This window comes from Burkholderia sp. PAMC 26561 (genome assembly GCF_001557535.2).
GTDB lineage: Bacteria > Pseudomonadota > Gammaproteobacteria > Burkholderiales > Burkholderiaceae > Caballeronia.
Map to the genome: position 1 here is coordinate 461,442 of NZ_CP014307.1, position 24,660 is coordinate 486,101.

Annotated in this window: 24 protein-coding genes; 8 read left to right on the forward strand and 16 right to left on the reverse strand. The window is 60.7% G+C overall.

Features of this window, described 5'->3' with window-relative positions; all coding sequences use genetic code 11:
* Positions 1 to 41: 41 nt before the first annotated feature.
* The 3 genes from AXG89_RS17765 (at position 42) to AXG89_RS17775 (ending at position 2,194) form a co-directional block, all read left to right on the forward strand.
* On the forward strand, positions 42 to 1,031 hold the full coding sequence (locus AXG89_RS17765) for an LLM class flavin-dependent oxidoreductase (RefSeq protein WP_062003193.1): 990 nt from the start codon (positions 42 to 44) through the stop codon (positions 1,029 to 1,031).
* Positions 1,032 to 1,232: 201 nt separating this feature from the next.
* Positions 1,233 to 1,478, forward strand: a complete 246-nt coding sequence (locus AXG89_RS17770; RefSeq protein ID WP_062003194.1) for a hypothetical protein — start codon at positions 1,233 to 1,235, stop codon at positions 1,476 to 1,478.
* 401 nt (positions 1,479 to 1,879) lie between these two features.
* Positions 1,880 to 2,194 carry an H-NS family nucleoid-associated regulatory protein gene (locus AXG89_RS17775; RefSeq protein ID WP_056364829.1) on the forward strand — a complete coding sequence of 105 codons (315 nt, stop codon included), beginning with the start codon at positions 1,880 to 1,882 and terminating at the stop codon, positions 2,192 to 2,194.
* Positions 2,195 to 2,383: 189 nt separating this feature from the next.
* Here the strand turns inward: AXG89_RS17775 and rhaS are convergent, their stop codons facing one another.
* From rhaS to rhaM, 6 genes are all read right to left on the reverse strand, one after another.
* Entirely contained in the window at positions 2,384 to 3,409 is a 1,026-nt protein-coding gene (rhaS, locus tag AXG89_RS17780; protein ID WP_062003195.1) for a rhamnose ABC transporter substrate-binding protein, read from the reverse strand.
* A 75-nt stretch (positions 3,410 to 3,484) separates the two neighbouring features.
* A complete protein-coding gene (locus tag AXG89_RS17785) occupies positions 3,485 to 4,486 on the reverse strand; it encodes an ABC transporter permease (RefSeq protein WP_062171310.1) in 1,002 nt (333 codons plus the stop codon).
* Entirely contained in the window at positions 4,479 to 5,519 is a 1,041-nt protein-coding gene (locus tag AXG89_RS17790) for an ABC transporter permease (protein WP_062172567.1), read from the reverse strand. Before AXG89_RS17790 ends, AXG89_RS17785 begins: the two co-directional genes overlap by 8 nt.
* The gene (locus tag AXG89_RS17795; protein ID WP_062171313.1) at positions 5,519 to 7,042 is read right to left on the reverse strand and encodes a sugar ABC transporter ATP-binding protein; all 1,524 of its coding nucleotides are present in this window, start codon (positions 7,040 to 7,042) and stop codon (positions 5,519 to 5,521) included. Before AXG89_RS17795 ends, AXG89_RS17790 begins: the two co-directional genes overlap by 1 nt.
* Positions 7,043 to 7,053: 11 nt before the next feature.
* Entirely contained in the window at positions 7,054 to 7,944 is an 891-nt protein-coding gene (locus tag AXG89_RS17800) for an amidohydrolase family protein (protein ID WP_062171315.1), read from the reverse strand.
* A gap of 67 nt (positions 7,945 to 8,011) precedes the next feature.
* Entirely contained in the window at positions 8,012 to 8,326 is a 315-nt protein-coding gene (gene rhaM, locus AXG89_RS17805) for an L-rhamnose mutarotase (protein WP_062171317.1), read from the reverse strand.
* Positions 8,327 to 8,474: 148 nt separating this feature from the next.
* Here rhaM and AXG89_RS17810 point away from each other — a divergent pair, with 148 nt between their 5' ends.
* On the forward strand, positions 8,475 to 9,428 hold the full coding sequence (locus AXG89_RS17810; RefSeq protein WP_062171319.1) for a LysR family transcriptional regulator: 954 nt from the start codon (positions 8,475 to 8,477) through the stop codon (positions 9,426 to 9,428).
* Here the strand turns inward: AXG89_RS17810 and AXG89_RS17815 are convergent.
* The 4 genes from AXG89_RS17815 to AXG89_RS17830 are packed head-to-tail and all read right to left on the reverse strand — an operon-like array spanning position 9,422 to position 13,555.
* Entirely contained in the window at positions 9,422 to 10,204 is a 783-nt protein-coding gene (locus AXG89_RS17815; RefSeq protein ID WP_062171321.1) for an SDR family NAD(P)-dependent oxidoreductase, read from the reverse strand. The genes AXG89_RS17810 and AXG89_RS17815 overlap by 7 nt on opposite strands.
* Before the next feature lie 17 nt (positions 10,205 to 10,221).
* Entirely contained in the window at positions 10,222 to 11,400 is a 1,179-nt protein-coding gene (rhmD, locus tag AXG89_RS17820; protein ID WP_062171323.1) for an L-rhamnonate dehydratase, read from the reverse strand.
* 27 nt (positions 11,401 to 11,427) lie between these two features.
* On the reverse strand, positions 11,428 to 12,747 hold the full coding sequence (locus tag AXG89_RS17825) for an MFS transporter (protein WP_062171325.1): 1,320 nt from the start codon (positions 12,745 to 12,747) through the stop codon (positions 11,428 to 11,430).
* 55 nt (positions 12,748 to 12,802) lie between these two features.
* Complete coding sequence (locus AXG89_RS17830; RefSeq protein ID WP_062171327.1) at positions 12,803 to 13,555, reverse strand: SDR family NAD(P)-dependent oxidoreductase; 753 nt, start codon at positions 13,553 to 13,555, stop codon at positions 12,803 to 12,805.
* A gap of 165 nt (positions 13,556 to 13,720) precedes the next feature.
* Here AXG89_RS17830 and AXG89_RS17835 point away from each other — a divergent pair, with 165 nt between their 5' ends.
* On the forward strand, positions 13,721 to 14,662 hold the full coding sequence (locus AXG89_RS17835) for an LLM class oxidoreductase (protein WP_062171329.1): 942 nt from the start codon (positions 13,721 to 13,723) through the stop codon (positions 14,660 to 14,662).
* A 56-nt stretch (positions 14,663 to 14,718) separates the two neighbouring features.
* Here the strand turns inward: AXG89_RS17835 and AXG89_RS17840 are convergent, their stop codons facing one another.
* The 3 genes from AXG89_RS17840 to AXG89_RS17850 form a co-directional block, all read right to left on the reverse strand.
* Positions 14,719 to 16,062, reverse strand: coding sequence for a DUF3100 domain-containing protein (locus AXG89_RS17840; protein ID WP_062171331.1), 1,344 nt, complete (start codon positions 16,060 to 16,062; stop codon positions 14,719 to 14,721).
* Between the two features lie 75 nt (positions 16,063 to 16,137).
* The gene (locus AXG89_RS17845) at positions 16,138 to 17,649 is read right to left on the reverse strand and encodes an aldehyde dehydrogenase family protein (protein ID WP_062171333.1); all 1,512 of its coding nucleotides are present in this window, start codon (positions 17,647 to 17,649) and stop codon (positions 16,138 to 16,140) included.
* A gap of 20 nt (positions 17,650 to 17,669) precedes the next feature.
* Positions 17,670 to 18,539, reverse strand: a complete 870-nt coding sequence (locus tag AXG89_RS17850) for an NAD(P)-dependent oxidoreductase (RefSeq protein ID WP_062171335.1) — start codon at positions 18,537 to 18,539, stop codon at positions 17,670 to 17,672.
* 176 nt (positions 18,540 to 18,715) lie between these two features.
* On the opposite strand from AXG89_RS17850, the gene AXG89_RS17855 reads away from it, so the two are divergent.
* Both AXG89_RS17855 and AXG89_RS17860 read left to right on the forward strand, forming a co-directional pair.
* Positions 18,716 to 19,627 carry a LysR family transcriptional regulator gene (locus AXG89_RS17855; protein ID WP_062003209.1) on the forward strand — a complete coding sequence of 304 codons (912 nt, stop codon included), beginning with the start codon at positions 18,716 to 18,718 and terminating at the stop codon, positions 19,625 to 19,627.
* Positions 19,628 to 19,803: 176 nt separating this feature from the next.
* The gene (locus tag AXG89_RS17860) at positions 19,804 to 20,760 is read left to right on the forward strand and encodes a sugar ABC transporter substrate-binding protein (RefSeq protein ID WP_372237057.1); all 957 of its coding nucleotides are present in this window, start codon (positions 19,804 to 19,806) and stop codon (positions 20,758 to 20,760) included.
* Between the two features lie 43 nt (positions 20,761 to 20,803).
* Here AXG89_RS17860 and AXG89_RS17865 read toward each other — a convergent pair whose 3' ends face one another.
* Positions 20,804 to 21,406 (reverse strand): NADPH-dependent F420 reductase, encoded by a 603-nt coding sequence (locus tag AXG89_RS17865; protein WP_062171337.1) that lies wholly within the window; start codon positions 21,404 to 21,406, stop codon positions 20,804 to 20,806.
* Between the two features lie 70 nt (positions 21,407 to 21,476).
* Entirely contained in the window at positions 21,477 to 22,211 is a 735-nt protein-coding gene (locus AXG89_RS17870) for an SDR family NAD(P)-dependent oxidoreductase (protein ID WP_062172569.1), read from the reverse strand.
* 109 nt (positions 22,212 to 22,320) lie between these two features.
* Between AXG89_RS17870 and AXG89_RS17875 the strand changes: the two genes are divergently transcribed.
* The gene (locus tag AXG89_RS17875) at positions 22,321 to 22,689 is read left to right on the forward strand and encodes a winged helix-turn-helix transcriptional regulator (RefSeq protein WP_062171340.1); all 369 of its coding nucleotides are present in this window, start codon (positions 22,321 to 22,323) and stop codon (positions 22,687 to 22,689) included.
* Between the two features lie 167 nt (positions 22,690 to 22,856).
* On the opposite strand, the gene garD is transcribed toward AXG89_RS17875, so the two are convergent.
* Positions 22,857 to 24,407, reverse strand: a complete 1,551-nt coding sequence (gene garD, locus AXG89_RS17880) for a galactarate dehydratase (RefSeq protein WP_062171342.1) — start codon at positions 24,405 to 24,407, stop codon at positions 22,857 to 22,859.
* Between the last annotated feature and the right edge of the window lie 253 nt (positions 24,408 to 24,660).

A 24,660-nucleotide genomic window follows, 5' to 3' on the forward strand; every position in this document is an offset into this window, starting at 1 on the left:
GCCGCACGCACAGCCGCCCGCTCGAAGTCACGGAAGCCGCAATGATCCCCTTTTCAGTTCTCGACCTCTCCCCGATCCCCGTCGGATCGACCGCCGCCGACGCGTTTCAACATTCACGCGAGCTCGCCCAGCACGCCGAAAAACTCGGCTACCTGCGCTTCTGGCTGGCCGAACACCACAACATGACGGGCATCGCGAGCGCCGCGACATCGGTTGTGATCGGACACGTTGCCGCAGGCACCAGCACGATTCGCGTCGGCTCCGGCGGCGTCATGCTGCCGAACCACGCGCCGCTCGTGATCGCGGAGCAGTTCGGCACGCTCGCGTCGCTGTTTCCGGGGCGCATCGACCTGGGACTCGGCCGCGCGCCCGGCACCGACCAGACGACGGCTCGCGCGCTGCGTCGCGACCTGCACGGCAGCGCCGACAGTTTTCCCGACGATGTGGTCGAACTGCAGCGCTATTTCGCCGAACCGGTCGAAGGCCAGCGCGTACGCGCGGTGCCGGGCGCGGGGCTGGAAGTGCCGATCTGGCTGCTGGGGTCATCCACGTTCAGCGCGCAGCTCGCCGCCGCGCTCGGACTGCCGTTCGCATTCGCCTCGCATTTCGCGCCGGATTACCTGCTGACAGCACTGCAGGTCTACCGGTCGCAATTCCGCCCATCGAAGCAACTGGATCGTCCTTACGCAATGGTCGGCGTCAACGTCTTCGCCGCCGATACCACCGCCGAGGCGGAGTTCCTGTTCACATCGTTGCAGCAGCAGTTCATCAACCTGCGCCGCGGCACGCCGGGTCAGTTGCCCCCGCCCGTGAAGCAGATTCCGTGGAACGACGGAGAACGCGCGGGCGTCGATCACTCGCTGGCATGTTCGGTAATCGGCGACCAGCGGGAAGTGGAAGCAGGACTGGCGTCGCTGATTGAACAGACGCAGCCCGACGAACTGATGGTCACCGCGCAAATCTACGATCAGGCTGCGCGGCTGCGCTCGTTCGAAATCACGGCGCAGGCACGCGCCGCATTGTCGTCGTAAAGCATCACTTCGGGCTGCGTTCTTTCAGGATGGAACGCGGCGCAGCGAACCCGCGTTCAATACTGGACGGGTATCGTTTTGACAAGCAATAATAAGGTCAGTGACCTCACGACCCGGCGCGCAATGCCCGTTTTTAGTGCCTGACGCGTTGACGAAGGGTCTCGACAACAAGCTGTCGGATTATTGGAAGGGAGAGAGAGAATGGCCAGAAGTCCCGCCACAGGATCCATGACCTTGCTGACGGAGCGTGATGAGGCAACCGGTCAGGAAGTGCGTACGTTGCGTCTCGAGCCGGCTGCGGATGGCAAGGCTGTTCTACTGATTGAAGTCGACGAACGGAAGGCAGGCATTCATCGTGAAGTACGTTATGAAATCACGCCGGCGGAACTGATTGCTGCAATTCGCGCGCATGGCGCGGAACTGCCAGGCGAGCAACATAATCGCTAAAATGATTTAGGCATACAATAGCGGCATTCGGCGCTATCATTTCCTCGTGGCGCCCGCGGGTGTCGGGACAAATTGTTAAATGCGCGGCTGGGTCGAAGGTGTTACTGAAACAAGACCGGCCGCCAGTCGTGCACCGATCTGGTCGTGAGCTTTCAGCCGCTGAATCGGCAATTCATCGCTTTGCACCGATCTCAACCACAGTAACCAGTTTGTAGAACCGCATTCGCAGCAGCCCATTATTGGTTGTTGCGAGTAAGGCGGCGATTTGCGGTATTACACTAATTGACGCGTGCCATTCAGCGCGCCACGATTTTAGTCAACCCACTTATTCCTCGAGCCGCCCCGGTCCGCGCGGGCAGATGGCTCGCCTTCAAGAAAGTAAAAGCTGAATCAGGACAGCCGTGGACGAAAGAAAGCGAGACAGCATCATTGCCTATTTGCGCAGCCGAATGGCTGAGTTTGGCATTTCCGAAACAGCACTGGCCGAAGCATTGGCCGAAGCGCAGGCTTCTGTTACTCCTCCCCCATTGACGAAGAGTTCGAGCGCCACAAAGCGCGCGCTACCTTCCATGCCTCAAATGCCTGAGAACGCCAACGGCGCTACGCCGGTATTCAGGAATGCAAGCGGCGACACGTGGGACGGAGAAGGTGAAATGCCAGAGTGGCTCAAACGCGCCGTGCATGCCGGGCAAGATATAGAGTTCTACAGGGTTTGAAGTCGCTGGCTCAGTCGCTGACTCAGTCGCTGGATTAGTCGCTTCGGGACTGCGAGCTTCAGGCGTGTCAGGCTGCAACCTGCAGACTGACCAGGGACGGCGTTGCCTTGTCCACGGTGGAACCATCTACCTTCATTACGCCGTCTGAAACGCCCCGAAGGGCGTTTCAGACGGCTATTGCCAGACGCTCTAGAAGTTGAAGTTATCGATATTCGATGAATCGAACGTCGTTGGCGGTCCGAGTACGACCTCACCGCTCTTGCCTACCGTGCGCTTGCCGAGCTTGCCCGCTTCGAAGCTGTCGCCTTCCTTCCCGGTGATCGTGCCCGACGCGAGGTTGGCTGCCGCGTACGCCGCGAGATAACCGAGTTGACCCGGGTCCCACAACTGGAACGCCGTGACGGTGCCGTTCTTCACGAACGCGCGCATCTGGTTCGGTGTGCCGAGGCCCGTGACCATCACTTTGCCTTTGGCCGGCGACGTCGAGATATAACGCGCCGCTGCCGCGATACCCACAGTGGTCGGCGAAATGATGCCCTTAAGGTTCGGATATGCCTGCAGCAAGCCCTGCGTTTCGACGAACGATTTCTGGTCGTCGTCATTGCCGTAGGCGATCTTCACGAGCTTCAGCTTCGCATACTCAGGCTTCTTCAACTCCTCCTGCATGTACTTGATCCAGGTGTTCTGGTTGGTCGCGTTCGGCGTGGCCGAGAGAATCGCGAACTCGCCCTCGCCGCCTACCAGTTTCGACAATAGCTGGATCTGTCCACGGCCGATCGCTTCCGAGTTCGCCTGGTTCACGAAGATCTGGCGGCCGTCGGGCGCGGTATCGGAGTCGAACGTCACGACCTTGATGCCTTGCGCCATCGCTTTTTTCAGGTACGGAACGACTGCGTTCGCATCGTTGGCGGCCACCACGATCGCGTTCTGGCGTTGCGTGATCAACGTGTTGATGTATTGCACCTGCGACGACGCGCCCGCATCCGATGGTCCGACCACCTTGCCCTGCCCGCCCATCTCCTTGATGGCGGCAAGGCCGCCTTCGTCGGCGATCACTTCATAGGGGTTGTTGATCTGCTTCGGCAAGAAGGCGATCTTCAGGTCCTTCTTCAGATCAGCGGCGGCCGCACTAATCGGCACTGTGGCCGCCGCGGAGATCGCGATCAGTGCGGCGCATAGCACCGGACCGCGAAGTGAGTGAAAGGGTTTGAACATGCTTGTGTCTCCTGATGTCGCGCGCCGCTCCGTTTTTTTGGAGTCTTCACGCTGGTTTTAAAAAGCCAACTTTCATCAAAGCGTCTGCGTCATCAGGCGCTTTTCGCGCATGACACGCCAACGTGCAACAAGATTCGGGATCAACACCGACGACAGCAACAGGCCGCCGGTCACAATGGTCAGCGTTTCGCTGGAGACGTCGGACAAAGTCAGCGCATTGCGCAGCACACCAATGATCAGCAACGACAACAGCACGCCGATCATCGATCCTCTTCCGCCGAAAATACTCACGCCGCCGAACAGCACGGCCGCGATCACGGACAACTCGAAGCCTTCGCCATTGTCGCCGCGCGCGCTCGTGAAACGCAGCGTGTAGACAATCCCGGCGAGCGCGCTCATCGCGCCGGAGAGCATGAACAGCTTGATCTTGGTACGGGCTACATCGATGCCGGAGAATTGCGCCGCGACCGGGTTTGCGCCTATCGCGTAGAGGCTGCGGCCGAAAGGCGTGGCCTGCAACAGCACGGTAAAAACGATCGCTCCGATGATCACGAGCACGAAAGGCATCGGCAGGAAAGCGGCGATGGTGTCGATGCCGAACGATGTGTAAGAGGGAGGGAAATCGGCCACGGCCTGATCGCCGAGCAGCACGTACGCAAGCCCGCGAAAGAGCGCCAGCGTGCCGATGGTGACCGCAAGCGAAGGCAGGTTGAAGCGCACGATCACAAGGCCGTTGAAGAGCCCGGCGAGCGTCCCGGCAACCATTACGATGGCAATCACGAGCGGCATCGGCAGGCCCATGTGCCAGAGCACACCCATCAGTGCGCTCGATGCGCCGAGCACCGACGCCACCGACAAATCGATCTCGGCCGCGACGATGATCAGCGTCATCGGCAAGGCGATCAGCGCAATCTCGGTGAAGTCGGCGAGCATGTTGGAGAGATTGGCGCTCGATAAAAACTCGGGCGACAACACGCGGCCCAGGACCAGCGCGAGCACGAGGACCGCAACGAGCATGGTCTCCCACGAGAGATGGCGCCGCTTGGTCAGCGCGAGTGCGGAATCGGGTTTAGCCATGATCGCGTTTCCTCATCATGCGCCGTGCGACGGAACGCGCCAGCATTGTGTCGAGCGCGATCGCAGCAACGATCAGCGCGCCTTGAATTGCTTGTTGCCAGAACGGCGACACGCGTAGCACCACGAGCGCGATATTGATCACGCCCAGCACGAGCGCGCCGAGGGTCGCGCCCATGATCGTGCCCACGCCGCCCGTGATCGCGACGCTGCCGACGACCGCCGCAGCCACGACCTGCAACTCGATGCCTTTCGCCGTGCTGGCATCGACGGTGCCGAAACGGGCGAGCCACAAAACCCCTGCCAGACCCGCAATCGCGCCCGACAACAGGAAGCCGATCATCACGCGGCGCTCGACCTGGATGCCCGCGAGACGCGCGGCCTCGGGGTTGGAGCCGATCGCGTAATGCTCGCGGCCACCGCGATATTGCTTGAGGTAGATGCCGATCACGACCAGCACCACCACTGCGATCAGCACGAGATTCGGAATGCCCAGCAGCGTGCCCGTGGCGATGTGCGAGAAGGCATCGGGCAGGCTCGTTGCGTTGATCTGGCCGCCGTGGACCCACGCGTAATCGGCACCCCGTACGATGTACAACGTGGACAGCGTCGCGACCAGAGACGGCACGCGCCCAAACGTCACGAGCGTCCCGTTCACCGCGCCGATCAAAAAGCCGATCGCGATCCCTGCCAGCATCGCGAGGATGATGGGCATATGCGGGAACATCACATAAAGCGCGCCGACGGAATATGCGCTCACGCCAACCACCGACGCCACCGACAAATCGATGTGCCGCATCAGCATCACGACCGTCATGCCGGCGGTCAGCAAGCCAATGATCGACACGTTGAGCAATACGTCGCGCAGGTTCTGCAGATTGAGGAACTCAGGTTTGACTGCTGCGGTGGCCGCTATCAACGCAATCAGCACGACAAACAGCGTCGCCTCGCGGCTCCGAACGAGTTCCGCGAGCACGTTGCGGCGCTTCGGTTTGGGTGCGTGCACGGCCGGCATCGCGGGAGAATGTCGGGTCATCATGCGGCCTTCCCTAGCGTCGATGGCAAAGCGCCGAGCGCCGCGCTCATCACGCGTTCTTCGTTGGCATCGGCGCGTGGAATGTCGGCGCTGATCCGGCCTTCGTGCATCACCAGGATGCGGTCGGCCATGCCGAGGACTTCCGGCAACTCGCTGGAAATCATCAGGACCGCCATGCCTTCACGGACCAGATCGGCAAGGGTCTTATAGACTTCGGCTTTTGCACCGACGTCGATACCGCGCGTCGGTTCATCGATGATCAGCACTTTAGGGCCTGTGGCAAGCCACTTTCCGAGCACGACCTTTTGTTGATTGCCGCCCGAGAGCGTGCCGACGGGCGCATCCAGATCGCTCGCCTTCAGACGCAAGCGCTTGCCCCAATCGGAGGCGAGATTGGTCTCGCTACGCGCCGAGATCAGCCCGTGCTTGACGAGCCGGCCAAGTACAGTGAGCGACGCATTGCGCGCAATGCTCAGCTCCAGAGCCAGGCCCTGCGCGCGTCGGTCTTCGGGAACAAGCGCGAGTCCCGCGCGAACCGCGGCTTGCGGACGGCCGAGTTGCAGGGTCTTGCCCGCGATCTTTACTTCACCCGCATCTACCGGATCGATACCGAAGATTGCCCGGGCGACTTCGCTGCGCCCCGCGCCGACCAGTCCCGCTAAAGCGACGATCTCGCCCGCGTGGACATCGAAGGAAATATTCTTGAAAACACCGTCGCGCGTGAGGCCTCGCACCGAAAGACGCACCTCGCCCGGCGGTACATCGGCTTTAGGATAGAACGTATCGAGATCGCGTCCAACCATCTTGCTCACGATGGAATCGATGGTCATGTCGGTGGTCATCGAGTCGAAAACCTTCATGCCGTCGCGCATGATGGTCAGGCGCTGCGTCAGCGCAAAGACTTCATCGAGCCGGTGCGTGATGAACAAGATGGCGGCATCGCGTTCACGCAATGCACGCACGATTGCAAACAGACGCTCGACTTCCGTCAACGACAACGCCGCGGTGGGTTCGTCCATGATGAGCACGTTTGCATTGAGCGACAGCGCCTTGGCGATCTCGACCACTTGCTGGTCAGCGATCGACAAACCGCGCACCAGACGTTCAGCACGCAGATTGACGCCCAGCGATTGCAGCAGTGCATCGACTTCGCGATTCATCTCATCGTAACGAATCCGTCCAATGCGATCGCGCGGTTGACGCCCCATGTAGATGTTTTCGGCGATCGAAAGGTCCGCGAACAGCGTGGGTTCCTGGTAGATCACGGCAAGGCCTGCGTCGCGTGCTTCAGCGGGATTCGCGAACGTGCGCGCCACGCCGTCGACGAGCAATTCGCCCGAGTCCGGCTGATAAACGCCCGCAAGCAACTTGACCAGCGTCGACTTGCCCGCGCCGTTTTCGCCAAGCAGCGCGTGCACTTCTCCTGGCCATAACGCGAGGCTGCCGTCGCCGAGCGCGCGCACGCGCCCGAACGACTTGCTCGCGTGCCTCAACTCCAGCCGAGGCGTTTGATTCGTGCTCATGCCTGTCTCCTTCAGATGCGATAGATTCGCTCTGCGTTGCTTTTGAAGAGCGCATCTTTTTCTGTATCGCTGAAATGCTTCACGATAGACGCATACGCCTTCCACAGTCCTTCATACGTGGCGAACAACCGGTCCACCGGAAAGTTCGATGCGAACATCGACCGGTCGCAACCGAATGTATCGATGGTTTCGAGCACGTAGGGACGAAAGCTTTCGACGGTCCATTCGTGATCGAACATTGCAAGGCCGCTGACTTTTACCGCTACATTCGGGCGTGCTGCCAACGCTTTCATGCCGTCACGCCATTCGGCCTTGCCTTCGGCGGAATCACGATCCACGCACATGCCCGCATGGTTCACGATGAACTGCGTATCGGGATGCTCTTGCGCCAGCTGAGCCGCTTCATGCATCTGCGACGGGTAGAGCTGCAGATCGAAGGACAGCGAATACTGCTTCAACAGCGCGAAATTCCTGCGCCATTGCGCATCACGCATGAAGTGCCGGCTTACGTAGTTGTAGAGCGGGTTCGAATGCACGTTCAATATCTGGCGAATGCCGCGCGTGTTCTTGAACGCCGCATGCGCCTCGAGAATTTCATGCGCGTTTTCCGCCGACAGATCCGCGCCCGCCACGATTGCATTGGGCATGCCGTGGCCTTCGTTATCGGCGACTTGCTGCAGCCAGCGCGTCTCTTCAACGGGGTCGTCCGGATCGTGATTCGCGTCCACATGCACGGTCTTCAGCACCTGCACCGAGCCCGTCTCGCTCAAATAATCCTTGATCAGATAGTCATGCTTCAGGTCGCGTGCGTCGCCCACGAACGACCTTCCCGGGCTTGCCAGCCACGGATAGTGATGCGTCTTCAAATCCCAAAGATGAATGTGCGGATCGACAACCTGCATGAATATGTCCTCGTGCCGAAAAGCTGAAAGCGAGCCAAAGCGTATTGACTGTAGATACCGGGCGTAATCAGGGAAGATGGAAAACCGGCACGAGCGCGGCCTGCACCGGCGAGCGGTCGGAATTCGTTTCCATGAGTTCGGCCATGCTGTCCCACCATTTGCGCATCACGGGCAAATCGGGCAGCGCGTCCATGCTGTGATCGGCCGCACGCTTGAGCGTGGCGAAAAGCTGGCCGGTGGGTTCGTCGAGAAAGATCCAGTAGTCGCGCACGCCGGCGTGCCGCAAGGCTTCCACCAGCTCGGGCCAGATCTCGCGATGACGCCGCTCGTATTCATCGCGCATGCCCGGCTTGAGGGTCATCCTGAACGCAATCGTCTCCATTGCGGCTTGCCTTTTATAAGTGTTGAAGCTACGGCGTAGCGTCGTTTGGCTACGACTATAATTCGCCGACTGATAACATGACAATCCGAAGTCAGGATCAGCCGATCGCAAAACCGAATCGCAGGCCGGAGTTCCTCGCGGAGTGCCAATGACCCAGAACGTGTCCCAGATTGCCCTCGTCAATCGCCTCAAATTCAAGCACCTTGCGCTGCTGGTCGCGCTCGATGACGCCCGCAACCTGCATCAGGCGGCCGAAATCATCAACGTCGCACAACCCAGCGCCAGCCGCATGCTGAGCGACATAGAGGAAGCGTTCGGCTTCCTCCTGTTCGAGCGCAATGCGCGCGGCATGCAGCCCACGCCGCTTGGCGTCACCACGCTCGCCTACGCGCGCCGCTCGCTTGCCGACCTCACCCGCTTTGCCGCCGACCTGGAAAGCAAGCGGCGCGGCGGACACGGACAACTCACGGTCGGCGCGATCATGGGCGCCGCGCCCGATGTGCTCGCCATGGCCATTGCGGAACTCAAAAGCGAACGGCCGCTGCTCAATGTCCGCATTCTTGGCGAAACCAGCGACCAGGTCGTGCAACTGCTGCATCGCCGGGAAGTGGATCTTGCGCTCGGCCGCCTCACCACGCCGCTGCAACACAACGACTTCGATTTCGAACCGCTTTCCCGTGAAGCGATGCGTCTGGTCGTGCGCGCCGGCCACCCGCTGGGCAAACAGACGTCGCTCTCGCTCGATGCGCTGATCTCATGGCCGTGGATACTGCAGCCCATCACGAGCCCTGCTCGCGCCTTGTTCGAAGAAGAGCTTGCTCGTGCAAAACTTGCATCGCCTTCCAACATAGTTGAATGCGCTTCGATCTTCGCAACGTTGCAGCTTCTCCAAAACAGCGACGCCGTGGCGATGCTGCCTGAATCAGTGGTGCGCGACTATTTGCGCGCGCATCTGCTGGTGGAACTGCCCATTGAAATCGGCAAGAGCCTTTCGGGCTTCGGCCTTCTGCGACGCAAAAACGAAACGCTCAGTGAACCCGCCGAATACTGCATTGCATTGCTGCGCAAATACTCGGCGGGTTCATTCAGTGAAACTCACTGAAGGTTGACGAACAAACCGCCATCTACCAGTAACGATGCACCCGTCACGTACCGGGCGCGATCGGACGCGAGAAACGTCACGCATTGTGCGACGTCGTCGGGCTGACCCAGACGTCCCAGCGGAATGCGCTTTTCCATGTAGGCGCGCTTTTCGGAATCGGCTAGATCTTCGGCGTTCAGGTCGGTGGCGATCGTGCCGGGCATCACCGAATTGCAGCGAATGCCGTAAGGTCCCAACGCGATCGCGCACGATTGCATCAGCGAATGCACGCCCGCCTTGGTCGGCGTGTAATGCGTCTGCATCGCGCCGCCAACCAGTGCGCTGATCGAGCTCGTCGCGACAATCGCGCCGCCCGTTCCCTGCAACTTCATCTGGTTCGCTACCGCCTGCGTGACATAGAACGCGCCGTTCAGGTTCACGCCGACCGTCGCTTCATACACCGACGCCGGCATGTCCAGGAACGCATGAAACGGGCAGATGCCGGCGTTGCTTGCGAGGACATCCACGTGACCGAATGCATCGACAGCGTGCTTCACCAGTTCGATACCCGTCTCGCGCTCGGCAACATTGCCTTCCACCGCGATCACACGCTGGCCGAGTTGTTCGATCTCGCCGGTGACTTCTTCCACAGCGGATAAACGTCCGTATGAGCGGTCGTTATCGCCCCAGTAATTCAGCACGACGTCCGCGCCTTCCTTCGCGCACGCCACCGCGATCGCGCGGCCAATGCCTCGCGATGCGCCGGTCACGATCACCACTTTGTTCTCGAGCAGCACGATTAACCTCAATAGGCTCAGTGTGTATAAGGACGCGTCAGCGTGCATTCGGGATTGAGCCGCACGCCGAAACCCGGCGTCTCCGGCACCTTCATCCGGCCATTCACGGGCACGGGTTCATCCAGCAGAAGCGGGTTGAACATGGGCACGACTTCATCGGCTTTGGGCGCCATCATCAGGAACTCGGCGAACGGCGAGTTATGTCTTGTGACCACGAAATGATAGCTATATACCGATGAACCATGCGGCACGACAAGCACGTTATGCGCGTCGGCAAGCGCCGAGATCTTGATCAGTTCCGTGATGCCACCGCACCAGCCCACATCGGGCTGCACGAGATCGGCGCAACCCATTTCAAACAGCATACGGAAACCCCAGCGTGTGGCTTCGTGCTCGCCGGTCGTCACCATCATGCCGCGCGGCACCGAACGGCGCAGTTCGGCGTAACCCCAATAGTCGTCGGGCGGCAGCGCTTCTTCAATCCACTTCAGGCCATACTCTTTCGCTGCATGCGCAAGACGTGTGGCGTAGTTCAGGTCGAGGCTCATCCAGCAATCCAGCATCAGCCAGAAATCGTCGCCCACTTTCGCCCGCATATCGGCGAGCTTGGCAATGTTCTTCAGGAGCCCTTCTTCGCCCTCGGCAGGCCCATGTTGCAATGGCATCTTCCCGCCGATAAACCCCATCCCCTTCGCCAGATCCGGACGTGCGCCCGTTGCATAGAATTGCAGTTCGTCGCGAACGGGTCCGCCCAAGAGGTGAAATACCGGTTCCTTGCGCACCTTCGCAAGCAAGTCCCACAGCGCAAGATCCACCCCTGATATTGCGTTGAGCACGATACCTTTACGCCCGTAATAGAGCGTGGCGAAATACATCTGGTCCCACATCTTCTCGATGTCCGTCACGCGCTGGCCTTCAAGGAATCTCGCCAGATGCTTCTCCACGATGAACGCGCCGATCTCGCCGCCCGTGGTCACTGCAAAGCCGACGGTTCCATCGCTTGCTTCGATCTCGACGACCAGCGAGCCGAGCACGTTCAGGCCAAACGACTGCCGGCTTTGCCTGTACTCGGGATAACGCGCCATTGGCGTGGAGACGTGGTCATCGATCCAGTGATCGGCGCCCTGGTCGTGGTAGTCGGCGCCGCCGCCGCGAACGGTGAACGCGCGGACGTGGCGAATGGTAGGCATGGACATGATCGGACTCCGTTTAAGTTCTGGTGTTCAGGATGCTTTGGCGTGTTCGCCAGGTGTGTAAGCAGATGTCCGCGCGGGTCGCACGAATACGATGATGGCTATCGCGGCGAGCACGGCAACGACGCCGAGAAGCACGAGGCCGGCGCTCGTTGAATCGTAGAAACGCTCGGCGCTCGTACGGATCATCGGCGCGACGAAACCGCCGAGGCCGCCGAGCGAGTTGATCAGCGCAATCGCGCCCGCCGCCGCAGCGCCCGTCAGATAATGCGTCGGAAAGGTCCAGAAGAGCGGCTGCGCGGCAATCAGTCCACTTGCGGCAAAACACAGGGCGATGAGCGAAATCAGCGGCTGGCCCGCGAGCCCCGAGATCGCGATACCCAATCCCGCCACGACCAGCATGACGACAGCGAGACGCCTGTGCTGCGCGTGACGATCCGCGTAACGCGGCACGATCCACGTGACGAGCACCGCGCACAGCCACGGAATCGCCGTCACGAAGCCGACCTTGGCGCCGACATGCGCGCCCATCAGCGCGGCCACCTGTTGCGGCAGATAAAAGATCACGCCATACACGGACATCTGGATCAGGAAATACACCGCCGACAAAATCAGCACGCGCGGATCGACCAGCGCGGCAAACACGGAACGCGGACCATGCGCGGATGCGGTCGCCGCGTCCTGGTCGAGTCGCGCGATCAGCAGGCTGCGTTGGTTTGCATCGAGCCAGCGCGCCTTGGACGGATCGTTGTCGAGATACCAGAACGCCCAGATTCCCACGAGCGATGCCAGCACGCCTTCGACCAGAAAGAGCCATTGCCAACCGGCAAATCCGAGCGCGCCGTGAAGGTCGAGCAACGCGCCCGACAGCGGACTGCCGAAGATGAACGCGAGCGGCGCGCCGAAATAAAACACGCCCAACGCCCTTGCACGCGCGGATTGCGGAAACCATCGCGTGAGGTAATAGACGATGCCGGGGAAAAATCCTGCTTCCGCCACGCCGAGCATGAAGCGCAAGACGTAGAACGCCGTGGCCGTATGCGCGAACGCCATTGCCGCCGACACAAGCCCCCATGTCACCATGATCCGGCACATCCAGAGCTTCGCGCCCACGCGATGCAGCAGTAGGTTGCTCGGCACTTCGAAGAGTGCATAACCCACGAAGAACACACCCGCGCCGAATGCGAACGCGGCGTTCGACAAACCCGTATCGTGCTGAAGCGCTTTCTGTGCGAAGCCGATGTTCGCCCGGTCGAGGAACGCGAGCATGTACATCAGCAACAGGAACGGCAGCAGGCGACGCATCACGCGAGCGGTGACGGCGTCCTCCGCATTTGCGAGATCGCTCATGCGTGTCTCCGGATATTGTTATGTCGCGGGCAACGCCCGCGTGAAGCAGAACGCTTTAGTAAGTCGCGCGTCCGCCCGACAGATCGAATACCGACGCCGTGCTGAATGCGCAATCCTCGGAACTGAGCCACAGGATCAGCGACGCCGCTTCTTCCGGCAGAAGGAAGCGGTTCATCGGGATCTTGGAGAGCATGTAGTCGATGTGCTGCTGCGACATCGAATCGAAGATCTCGGTCTTGGCAGCAGCCGGCGTCACGGCATTCACGAGAATGCCGCGCGTGGCGAGTTCCTTGCCGAGCGACTTCGTCAGTCCGATAAGACCTGCCTTCGAAGCGCTGTAGTGCGATGCGTTCGGGTTGCCTTCCTTGCCGGCCACTGATGCAATGTTCACGATACGCCCATACCCTTCCTTCAGCATATGCGGCACGATTGCGCGGCAGGTGAGATACGGGCCGATCAGGTTCACGTCGATCACGCGGCGCCAGACATCGGGCGCGAGTTCCCATGTCGTGCCGTTGCCGCCCGTGATACCGGCGCAGTTGATCAGCACGTCGATCTTGCGATGCGCTTCCAGCGTCTGCTGAACCGCCTGTTCAACCGATGTTTCCTCGGTCAGTTCGACCACGGCAATGCTCACCTTGCCGCCATTCGACAGTTCGCCACGGGCGCGTTCGAGCCGCTCGGAATCGATATCCCACAGCGCGACTTCCGCGCCCGAAGCCAGCGCGCGTTGCGCCACCGCATAACCGATACCGCGTGCGCCGCCGGTAATCACAACGGTCCGTCCGGCCAGATCGATCTGGTTCATCGTGTCTCCTTGTGTTGGATGTTCTGCTGTTGCAAGCACTATAGGGGCCAAGTCATAGCCGGACAATCCGAGTATTCGATGATGCGATAGCGAAAGCGGATCGCAGCGCGGTGATAGCATTCCTGTCACTACTCGGAAGTCAGGGTAACAACATGCGGAGTGGACATGCCGGAAGTCATCGAACACACGGTGTTTGCCGAGGGGCGGCTTTCAATCGGCTTGACCCTGCCGATGCTGTCATCGGGCAATGCCGTAGCCGACTTCGATGAACAGATCGCGTTGGCCCGCCTCGCAGACGAGCTTGGCTTCGCCGCGCTGTGGGTGCGCGACGTGCCGTTGAACAGCAGCGACTACCCGGACCCGGTCGGGCATCTCGATCCCTGGGTATTGCTTGGCGCGGTGGCGTCGCACACCAAGAACATCGCGCTCGCCAGCGGCGCAATCGTGCTGACGCTGCGGCATCCGCTTCATATCGCGAAGGGTGCGGTATCGGTGAACACACTGAGTAAAGGGCGATTCATCCTGGGCCTTGGCTCCGGCGATCGTCCGCATGAATACGCGGCGTTTGGCATTGATGCGAACGAGCGGCGGGAGGTGTATCGGCAGCATTGGGATACGGTCGCGGCCGCGATTGGCCGCGAACCAAGGGTCATTCCGGACCAGTCGCCGCCGGACGCGCCCGAATTCTTCCTGTTACCAACATCGCCGACACCCGTTCCGATGATCGCCGTCGGTTCAGGCGGCCAGAGCGTCGACTGGATTGCACGCAATGCGATCGGCTGGATGACGTATCACCGAGAGCCGGAAAAGCAGCGCGCGAGGTACAGCATGTGGAGGGCGGCGGTCGATCGCGTCGCGCCGGGCGAGTTTCGGGCGTTCGGCGTGGCGATGGGGCTCGATCTCGCCGCCGATCAAAACGAAGCCGCCGAGCCTCGCTCGCTGGGATACCGGACGGGGAGCAACGATCTCATCAGGATTCTGCGAGAGATGCGCGAGAACGGCACGCATCACGTCACGCTGAACCTGCAGGCATCGAAGCGCCCATCGCGCGAGATTCTTGAAGAACTCGCAGCGGAAGTACTGCCTGAGTTTCAGATCCGGGCGTAAGGCGGCGGGGATTCGCCGCAGCGGTATCTGGCGTCGAAGTAAGGGTGTTCGAACGCTCAGACGTGGAAGAACTGCGCCACCAGCGTCGCGCCCAGGAACGTTCCCGCATTCGCCACGAACGAAACCAGCACGATGCGCCATCCCAGCCGGCGAAACGCGGGGATGTCCTTGGCAATCGAGAGGCCTGCAAAGGTCAACATGGGCGTGGTGATGTTGAGAAAATCGTTCTGTGCGCTGTACGCCGATATCTGTGACGCCCACGGGCACCACGGTGACGTCAGGAACATCGCGACAATCGAGACCCAGCAAACCGCCGGGATCTTGCGTCCGCTCACCGTGTAGATTGCATCGCCAACAATGGTCGCAAGCACCATGATCAACATGCCGGGGAAACCGGAAAACGGCGTGGTGCCGTGCGTGATCCAGTCGCAACCGAGTGCGAACACAGCGGTCACGCCCCACGCAACCAGCTTCCCGCGATAACCCAGTTCGGGCGCGGCGGTTTCGACATCGCCAAGCTTCGGACGCTCGTCTTCAATGACCTTCGACGCATCCGACGCCTTGCTCGTACGCCCGATCAGCGGCTCGAGAATGCGGTATCCCCATACGGCCATCGGCAGCGAAATGAAGAGCGTGAAGTAGGTGCCGACAGTCGTCGTGATCAGGTTGCTCGCGGCGGCAAACGTCAGCACGGCCTTCGCCATTTCGGGCGTCTGCTGTGCGGCGATTGCACCTGATGCGGCGGCCATCATGCTGCCCGACCCAACACCCGAACCCATTGCAAGCGCAAGCGGATGGAAGATGTTCAGGCTTGCGACAAAGCCCGCAAAGATCGCGATGAACACCGCGCCGAAGACCGTCCCCGTCAGATACTCGGCAAGCACGCCGCGTCCTTCCGGCGAGTCCATGCCGTACTTCTCGCCGATGATCGCAAGACTCGGTTCGCGCCCCACGGAAAAGGTCGCGCCGATCGCCTCGCGCTTGATACCGAGCAGCAACGCAAGCGGCAAACCGAGCAGGATGGTCCCGACAAAATGCCCGAGCTCCTGGAACGCCAGTGCCCACCCCGACGCGGCGAGCTTGGGCAACGCACCGCCCACCAGCAATCCCAGCTTGGCTACAAACAAGAGAAGTGCAGGCTGCAATACGGCCGCAGCGAGGAACTGCGTCTTGACGTCGAGCCGCGCGGCGCCGCTCCATCGGCCACTTGCCAGACCTAGAGCGGCGCCGAGAAGAAGCGCCCAGATCATAGGGAGCAGAACGACTTTTCCCGGCCCGACCTTGAACGTGAACGAGCCGATGAATTCGGCAATGAGCAGGATGACTGCTGCATAAAAGAAGAGCTTCGCGCTCCTCAAGCCATCACTGCCCCGTTGTTGCGCAGCCACCGTGCTTGCCATTGTTTTTCTCCTTTATGTCCTCTTGTCTTCCCGCTTCGGTCCAACGCGGGAAGGCATGTTGCCTTATAAAAAACTTCAAAGATAGCCGAATGCAGTTGCCGGTTCTTTAGCCGTTTCAACCCACACGCTCTTGGTCTGCGTGTACTCGTACAACGCTTCCACCCCGCTCGAACGTCCGTATCCACTCATACCATAGCCACCGAACGGAGACGCGACATTAATGGTTTTATAGCCATTGATCCAGAAGGTTCCGGCATTGACCTGACCCGCCACGCGATGAGCACGGCCCACGTCGTTGGTCCACACCGCACCGGCAAGGCCAAACTCGGTATCGTTCGCAATGGCAAGCGCCTCTTCTTCGGTATCGAATGGAATGGCGGCCACCACCGGTCCGAAAATCTCCGTGCGCGCCACATCCATTTCGTTCGTTACGTTCGACAGCACCGTCGGCGAGACGAAGTAGCCGCCATCGGATCGCTCAGCCGATCCCGCTGCGAGCGTTGCGCCTGCCTCGACGCCGCTTGCGATCATCTTCATCACATGGTTGTACTGCGTGATGTTATTGATCGGGCCGACTTCGGTGGCGTCATCGAGCGGAAGACCGACCTTGATCTTGCGCGCGCCCGCTGCCACCATGCCGACGAACTCGTCATAGACCGAACGCTGGACCAGCAGACGCGATCCCGCCACGCAACTCTGGCCAGCTCCGGCGAAGATCGCGGCTTGCGCGGTCAGCGCGGCGTGCTTCAGGTTGGCATCGGCGAAGATGATGTTGGCCGACTTGCCGCCGAGTTCCAGCACGCAGGGCAGCACCCGTTTGGCCGCCGCTTCTGCAATGCGCACGCCGGTCGCGGGCGAACCGACGAACACGACTTTCTTCACTGCCTTGTGCGCGATTGCAGCTTGCGCAACGGTGTGTCCAAGACCTGCGAGAACGTTGATCAAGCCCTTGGGCGCACCCGCCTTTTCCGCGAGCATGGCAACGACGAGCGACGTAAAAGGTGTCATCTCCGACGGCTTCAGCAACACCGCATTACCCATGCAGATAGCCGGTGCAAGTTGCCATCCGCATGTGAAGACCGGTGCGTTCCAGGGCGTGATCTGCAAGACGGTGCCCGCCGGTTCGCGCCGCGTGTAGTTCAGATGCGATGTCGGGACGGGGATCACGTCGCCGTAGAACTTGTCGGCCCAGCCGCCGTAGTACTCGAACATTTCCGCGACCTTGGCGACTTCGCCACGGCAATCGCGAATAGGCTTGCCAGAGCCCATCGATTCAAGGCGTGCGAGGTTTTCGGTATCGCGCCGCAACTCGCGCGCAATGTCGAACATCACGCGCCCGCGTGCGGCGTGCGTCATCGCCCACCATTGTTTCTGCGCGCGTTGTGCAGCATCCGCGGCGATATCGACGATGGCCGCGCCGCCATCCTTGTACGAAAGGCTCGGCTTGCCGGTGGCGGCATCGTAGAGCTGGATCAGTTCGCCCGTTCCTTCTATGAGTTCACCGCCAACATACGATCCGATCGTCTTTGCATTCGGGAAGAAATGTGCGAAGGCGGCCAACAGGTTTTCTGCTGCGTTGTCATCCATTTTGATTCTCCGGAATTCGCTTACTTTGGTTCGATGAATTGCACGATGCGATTGAAGTCCTCCGCATCGCCGATGGTCTTTTCGCTTTCCGCCCACAAGCGCCCTGCTTCCGTGGCGACCGGTGCATCGATGTCCTGAGCGCGCAGCAAGTCCATCGCGAGGCGCACGTCCTTGCGCATCAGTTTCATGGTGAAACCGGAATCGAACGTGTCGGTGAAGATCCACGTGGGATAGTTCGTGAGCGTCGCGCTGTTGCGGCCCGAACCGCCGTTGAGCGCTTCGACCAGTTTCTCCGGATCCACGCCGGCGGCCTTTGCCGCGCGCACCGCTTCACTCGTTGCGAGCAGATGCACGCCCGTCAGCAAGTTGTTGATGATCTTCGTGACGTGCCCCGCGCCGACCGGGCCGACATGCACGCGCTTCGCGCTCATCACGGCGAGGATCGGTTCGACCGCCGCGACGTCCTGTTCCGAACCGCCGAGAACCATGGTCATGGTCGCGGTTGCCGCGCCTTTCGGACCGCCGCTCACGGGAGCATCAACGAAACCGATCTTCAGCTCCGCCAACGCAGCCGCGACCTTGCGCGTGCTGTTAGGCTCGGCCGTAGTTGTATCGATAACGATGAGCCCCGCCTTTCCGTGCGCGGCAATTCCGCCTTCACCGAGTACGACCGCTTCCACGATCGCCGATGTCGGCAGCGACAAGACCAGCACATCCGCGTCCCGCGTGATGTCGGCAATGGACGCACGCGGCGAGACGCCCTCGGCTTCGAGCGCGGCCGCGACACCGGGCGCCGCATCGAATCCAAGCACGGCATAACCGCCGCGTTTGAGCGAAAGCGCCATGCCGCGCCCCATGTTCCCCAATCCCACCACACCAACCGTCTGCATAAATCCACTCCATCGGGAATACGCCCCGGCCGGAGAGAAAAGGTCTGTCCGTCGTCGAGCGTGTTTGGAAGGCTTATCTTCGGTCGGCAAGACCCTATAATCAATCAGCGCCAATATTGATATCGTTCTGATTTTTAGAACACTCACCCTCGAAGCGAGCGCTGGAAAACCACGCCATGGCCGACAACCTGACCGAAAGCAGAATCGTCTATTTTTTCGAGGCGGTCCGATGCGGCACGATCCGCGCCGCCGCCGACTGGCTCGACGTAGCGCCTTCGGCCGTGAGCCGGCAAATCGGCTTGCTGGAGACGGAACTGGACGCGGCATTGCTCGAGCGGCACGCACGCGGCGTGCGGCCCACGGAGGCCGGCCAGATCCTGATCGAATACTTCCGCGAGCAACTCGCGCACAAGGACGACCTGATCTCGCGTCTGCAGGAATTGCGCGGGTTGAGAACAGGAACGGTCGGTGTCGTGCTCGGAGAAGGTTTTGTTTCCGACGTCCTGGCCGGACCCATGCAGCATTTCTGCAGGCTTTACCCCGGGATCAAGATCAACCTCGATCTCGGCAGCACGAACGACGTCATGCGCAGAATCTCCGAAGACGAAGGCGAGATCGGACTGGTTTATAACCCGCCGGGCGAACCCAAGATCGTGTCGCGCGCGATCAAGCAGCAACCGATGATGGCCATCGTCAATCCGAAGTTCATTCGTTCCAGCAAGCAGAAAACCATGAGCGTCAAAGAGCTGGCGGGTTATCCGTTGGCGGCAACACATGCGACCTACGGCACGCGGCAGATGCTCCAGGCCGTCGAATTCGCGGAAAAGGTCAGGCTCGATCCCGTTGTCACGACCAACTCCATCAACATCCTCAAGCAGTTCGCAAAATCAAACCTGGGTCTCGCTGTCCTGCCTGCGTTCGCCGTGACGACCGAACTGGCAGCGGGCGAACTGCTAGCCATTGAAATCGATCATCCAATACTGAAGAAGGCCGAAGCGCACCTGGTCACGCGTGCAGGAAGGAAGTTGTCGGTGGCATCGAACAAGATGCTCCAACTGATGTCCTCGCAAATGAGAGCGTTTCGTTAAGCGAAGGTCGCGGTTGTTGATCAATCTAAAATGAGTATCCAGGGCACCGAGCTTAGTTCTTATGTCCTTCATTAACTCAGTCAAAACGATTCAACATGGTCACCAAGCTCGTCACTACAAAGACCAACGCAATGCTTCGAAGATGCAGCACGATGTGCGGCATCTTCATTGCGACAATGCTTCTACTGCAGCCATATGGCGCCCTCGCCGCGGATCCCAACGCTAATTCGAACAGCGCGCCAACGCTCAAGGGAAAGCGGATCGGCATCAGCGTGGCCGGCACGGAACACTACTGGGACTTGAAGGCGTACCAGGGACAAATCGATGAAGTGAAACGGCTTGGCGGCACGCCCATTCCCATGGACGCGGGCCGCGAAGACAGCAGGCAAGTCGAGCAGTTGCAGGCGCTGACCGGGCAGAAGCCTGATGCGATCATCGAACAGCTTGGTTCGGCCGCGCTGCTCGAACCGTACCTCAAGAAGATTCGCGAGGCAGGCATTCCGCTTTTCACCGTCGATACCGCCAGTCCGTCGAGCATCAACGTCACGACATCGGATAACTTTTATATTGGCGAGCAACTGGCGTTGAAGCTCGCCAACGATCTTCGCGGTGAAGGAAAGATCATGGTGTTCAACGGCTTCTATAACACGCCGGTCGATGCCATCCGCTACGAGATGCTGCGCGCTGTGCTGAGGTGGTATCCGAAGATCACGATCATCGAGCCCGAGTTGCACGAAGTCATTCCGAATACGGTGGAAAACGCACGTCAGCAGGTTGCGAGGCTGCTTGAAAAGTACCCGAAGGGAACCGTGCAGGCGATCTGGGCCGCATGGGACGGGCCGCAAGTAGGCGCCACGCAAGCAGTGGATGCAGCGCACCGCAGCGAGATCCGGACCTATGGCGTGGATGGAAGTCCCGAAGCAGTCGCGCTCGTGAAGGACGCCCATTCAAGCGCAGCGGCTGTGGTCGCACAACAGCCTTACTTGATCGGCAAGACGGCTGTCGACAACGTCGCACGGTATCTTGCGGGCGATCGCACGATACCGCCCGCGACATACGTGCCTTCGATTCTCGTCAGCAAGGAGAACGCGGCGCAAGCGCAGAAGATGCTGGGGCAGGACAAGGCGAAGTGAGCAGTGCAACCCGTTCCAGTGAACGTTGCATCACCCATGAAATTCATCCGTCGAACTTGACCAGGTCCTTGAAGATCAGTTGACCCCAGCTATTTCCGCGCGCCTGCACAAGCAGTCCACCTTCCGAAAGGCCGCCAAGTTTGATCGGCGAGAAACCGAGATTTTCCGCAACCGTACCAATCTTCGCTGCCGCGCCGTCATCGTCGCTCGCCAGGAACACGACTCTCCTGCCACCCTTTACGGCCGGATCCTGGTCAAGGACGGCCGCGCCCAAATGATTGAAACCCTTGACCAGTCTTCCGCCAGTGAAGGCCTGCGCGACGACCCTGGAAGAAGGTTGTCCCCCCAGTTCCTCAGGCGGCACGCCGTAGGCGTTGGTCACATCGACGATGGTCTTGCCCTGCCAGGTGGACAGCGCCTTCGCGACATCCCGGTGCGACTCGAAACGCACAGCCAGGAATACGATGTCCGCCTTGACCGCTTCCTCCAGTTTTTTGGGAATGATCATGGGTCCGATCGCGGCCGCGGCGGATGCAAAGCTTTCCGGGTCGCGCGTGGTTGCAACGGATACTTCGATGCCGCTTCGGGCAAACGCCTTGGCAAGCGCCTGGCCGATCTTGCCGAAGCCGATGATTGCGTAGCTCATACATTCTCCTTCGATTAATACGCCCTACGGGCTCCGAATATTGAATGGAGTGACCGGCGGGCGTAGCGCATCAGAGTTGCGCCAGGCCGCCGTCGACGGCGACCTCGCTGGCGGTCATGAAGCTGCTGTCCGACGACGCGAGAAAGGCGGCCACAGCCCCGATTTCTGCCGGATCGGCCATGCGCTGGAGCGGATTCATCGAGGCGAAGACCTTCATGCCCTCCTCGCCTAGCGCTGCCTTCGCGAGATCGGTCGCAGTCCCCCCAGGCGACAGCACGTTGACCCGGATGCCGGTGCCCTTCAGATCCTCCGCCCAGGTCCGCGCGAGGTTGCGCACTGCCGCCTTGCTCGCGCTATAAGCGCTCATTGCCGGGGCGCCCGTGGTACCGGCGCTCGATCCGGTCAGGATGATCGAACCGCCCTTGCCCATCAGCGGCAGCGCCTTCTGGACTGTGAAGATCGTACCCTTCACATTGGTGTCGAAGTGTTCGTCGATGTGCTCGGCGGTGATCTTGCCGAGCGCAGCCTGGCTTCCCGCCCCGGCATTGGCGAAGACTATGTCGAGGGTTCCGCGCTCGGCCTTCACCGCCGCGTAGAGCCGGTCGAGGTCAGCCTCATTCGAGACCGAGCCCTTCACCGCGCGGGCATTAGGACCGAGGGCGGCCACGGCGGCGTCGAGCGCTTCTTGCCGGCGGCCGAAGATGAAGACGAAGGCGCCCTCTTCGATGAACCGCTTTGCTGAGGCGAGGCCGATGCCGGTGGCGCCGCCAGTGATCACCGCGGTCTTTCCATTGAGTCTGGTCATGTCGTGCATCCTTCCTTGAAGTTGTCCGGAAGCAGGGAACTGCTTTCTTGAGACAAGCATGCACTTCTGATAACCTAAGCACAAGTATGCACCTTTTGGTAACCATGATATGATCGACTCTTCTGACCATTGCGGTGGCCGTTACTCCTACGGGCTCGCGGCCACACTCAGCATCATCGCGGGCAAGTGGAAGCCGCTGATCCTGTACTTCCTGCTCGACGGCCCGAAGCGCTACGGTGAGATCAAGCGCAACGTCCATGGCGTCAGCGCCAAGGTGCTGATCCAGCAATTGAAGGAACTGGAGACCGATCGCGTGCTGGTGAGGACCGACTACAAGGAGGTGCCACCGCGCGTGGACTACGCGCTGACTCCGCTCGGCCGCAGTCTGACCGACCGGATTGTCCCGCTGTGCACTTGGGGAACCGAGAACATGGCAGATATGGTGAGCGCTCTCGTCGAGCGCGACACGTTGCGCTAGCCGGATGCTGAAGAACTGCCGAGTCGGACGACCCGCCGCATTCGTGGGAGAGCGGCAGGTCGAACTCTTCCGATGAGGCCGTCAGGATGGGCGACTGTGATCGCCGCGCTCGGCTCAGAGCCATCGTCCGCGCTTGTATCAAGCCGGCGCGAGCCGAGCCGTTTCAATCACGTCACAGGCGCAGGATTGAACAGCGTCAACGCGTTATGCAGATTGAGCTTCTCGGCACACGTCTGCTTGCGTCCGCTCGCGACATCGAGCATCAGGCGGAACAGTTCCCAGCCCACGTCCTCGATCGTCGCGTCGCCCGTTGCGATCCTGCCAGCATCGATGTCCATCAGATCATGCCAGCGGCGCGCAAGGTCGGAACGCGTCGCCATCTTGATGACCGGTACTTCGGCAAGGCTGTACGGCGTGCCGCGTCCGGTCGTGAAGACATGCAGGTTGATACCGGCGGCCACTTGCAACGTGCCGCAAATAAAATCGCTGGCGGGCGTTGCAGCGAAGATCAAGCCCTTTTGCTTCACTTTCTCGCCGGGTGAAAGCACGCCGGAGATGGCCGAATTGCCGGACTTGATGATCGAACCCATCGCTTTTTCGACGATGTTCGACAAGCCGCCTTTTTTATTGCCGGGCGTCGTGTTCGCGCTGCGGTCCGCGCCGCCGCGCTTCAGATAGCTGTCGTACCACTGCATCTCGCGGATGATCGCCTGCGCGACCTCCGCGTTCGCAGCGCGGCTCGTCAGTTGATCGACGCCGTCACGGACTTCGGTCACTTCCGAAAACATCACCGTTGCGCCGGCGCGCACCAGCAAATCGGTTGCGTAACCGACTGCAGGATTGGCCGTGAGTCCGGAGAACGCATCGCTGCCGCCGCACTGGACGCCAATCGTCAGGTCGGAGGCGGGACACGTCTCGCGCCGCCGCTGGTTCAGGCGTTCGAGATGGCGCGTGGCTGTGCGCATGATGGAATCGATCATCGACTGGAAGCCGACGTGCGCATTGTCCTGCAGTACGACGACGTCGCCGTTGGCTTCGTCCTGCATCGCGATCGGGATCGTGCCGGCGGGCATGAGGCGTTCGGGCTGTAGCTTTTCGCAACCGAGACTCACCATCATCACTTCGCCGCCGAAGTTCGGGTTCAGGCTGATGTTTCGCACGGTGCGAATGGGGACCATGGCATCGGTTGCATCGATAGCCACGCCACAACCGTAGGTATGTTCGAGTCCGACGACGTCATCCACATTCGGATAACGTGGCAGCAGCTCCGCCTTGATGCGCGCGACCGCGTGTTCGACCACGCCCGATACACATTGAACGGTCGTCGTGATGGCCAGGATATTGCGCGAGCCCACGGTGCCATCGGCGTTGCGATAGCCTTCGAAGGTGAAGCCTTCGAGCGGCGGCATGTCGGGCGGGACGCGAGTCGCGATCGGCAAGTCTTCGAGGCCTGGCGGCTCGGGCATGCGGATTACGTGCTCGTTGATCCAGCTTCCCTTGGGCAGGTCCTTTAGCGCATAGCCGATGACCACGTCGTAGCGTATGACGGCATCGTTTTCGGCGAGGTCCGCCAGCGCGACTTTATGGCCTTGGGGGATGCGTTCGCGCAGCGCGAGACCATCGGGGAAGGTTGCGCCTTCGGGCAGGCCACCGTCGTTGACGACAATCGCTACATTGTCGTTGGGGTGGACTTGGATGTAGTGGGGGGACTGGTCCATGGTTTTGATGGTTCCGGGTTTAGCGGTCGGAGATTGTGATGGCAGTGTGCACGGGTTGTTCGCTGGGGCTTGGTCGGTTATTGGCAGCGGTCAGGGTTCATGCTGGGTTGCTGCTCTTGAGGCTACCGCGCGTTTTGTGTTGGCTGACTTTTTTAGCACTATTAGCCACTGTCCGTGGCGGGACTTCTTTTCACGGGTTATGCGCTGGCGCTTGGTCGGTTTTTGGCAGCGGTCAGGGTTGATGCCGGGTTGC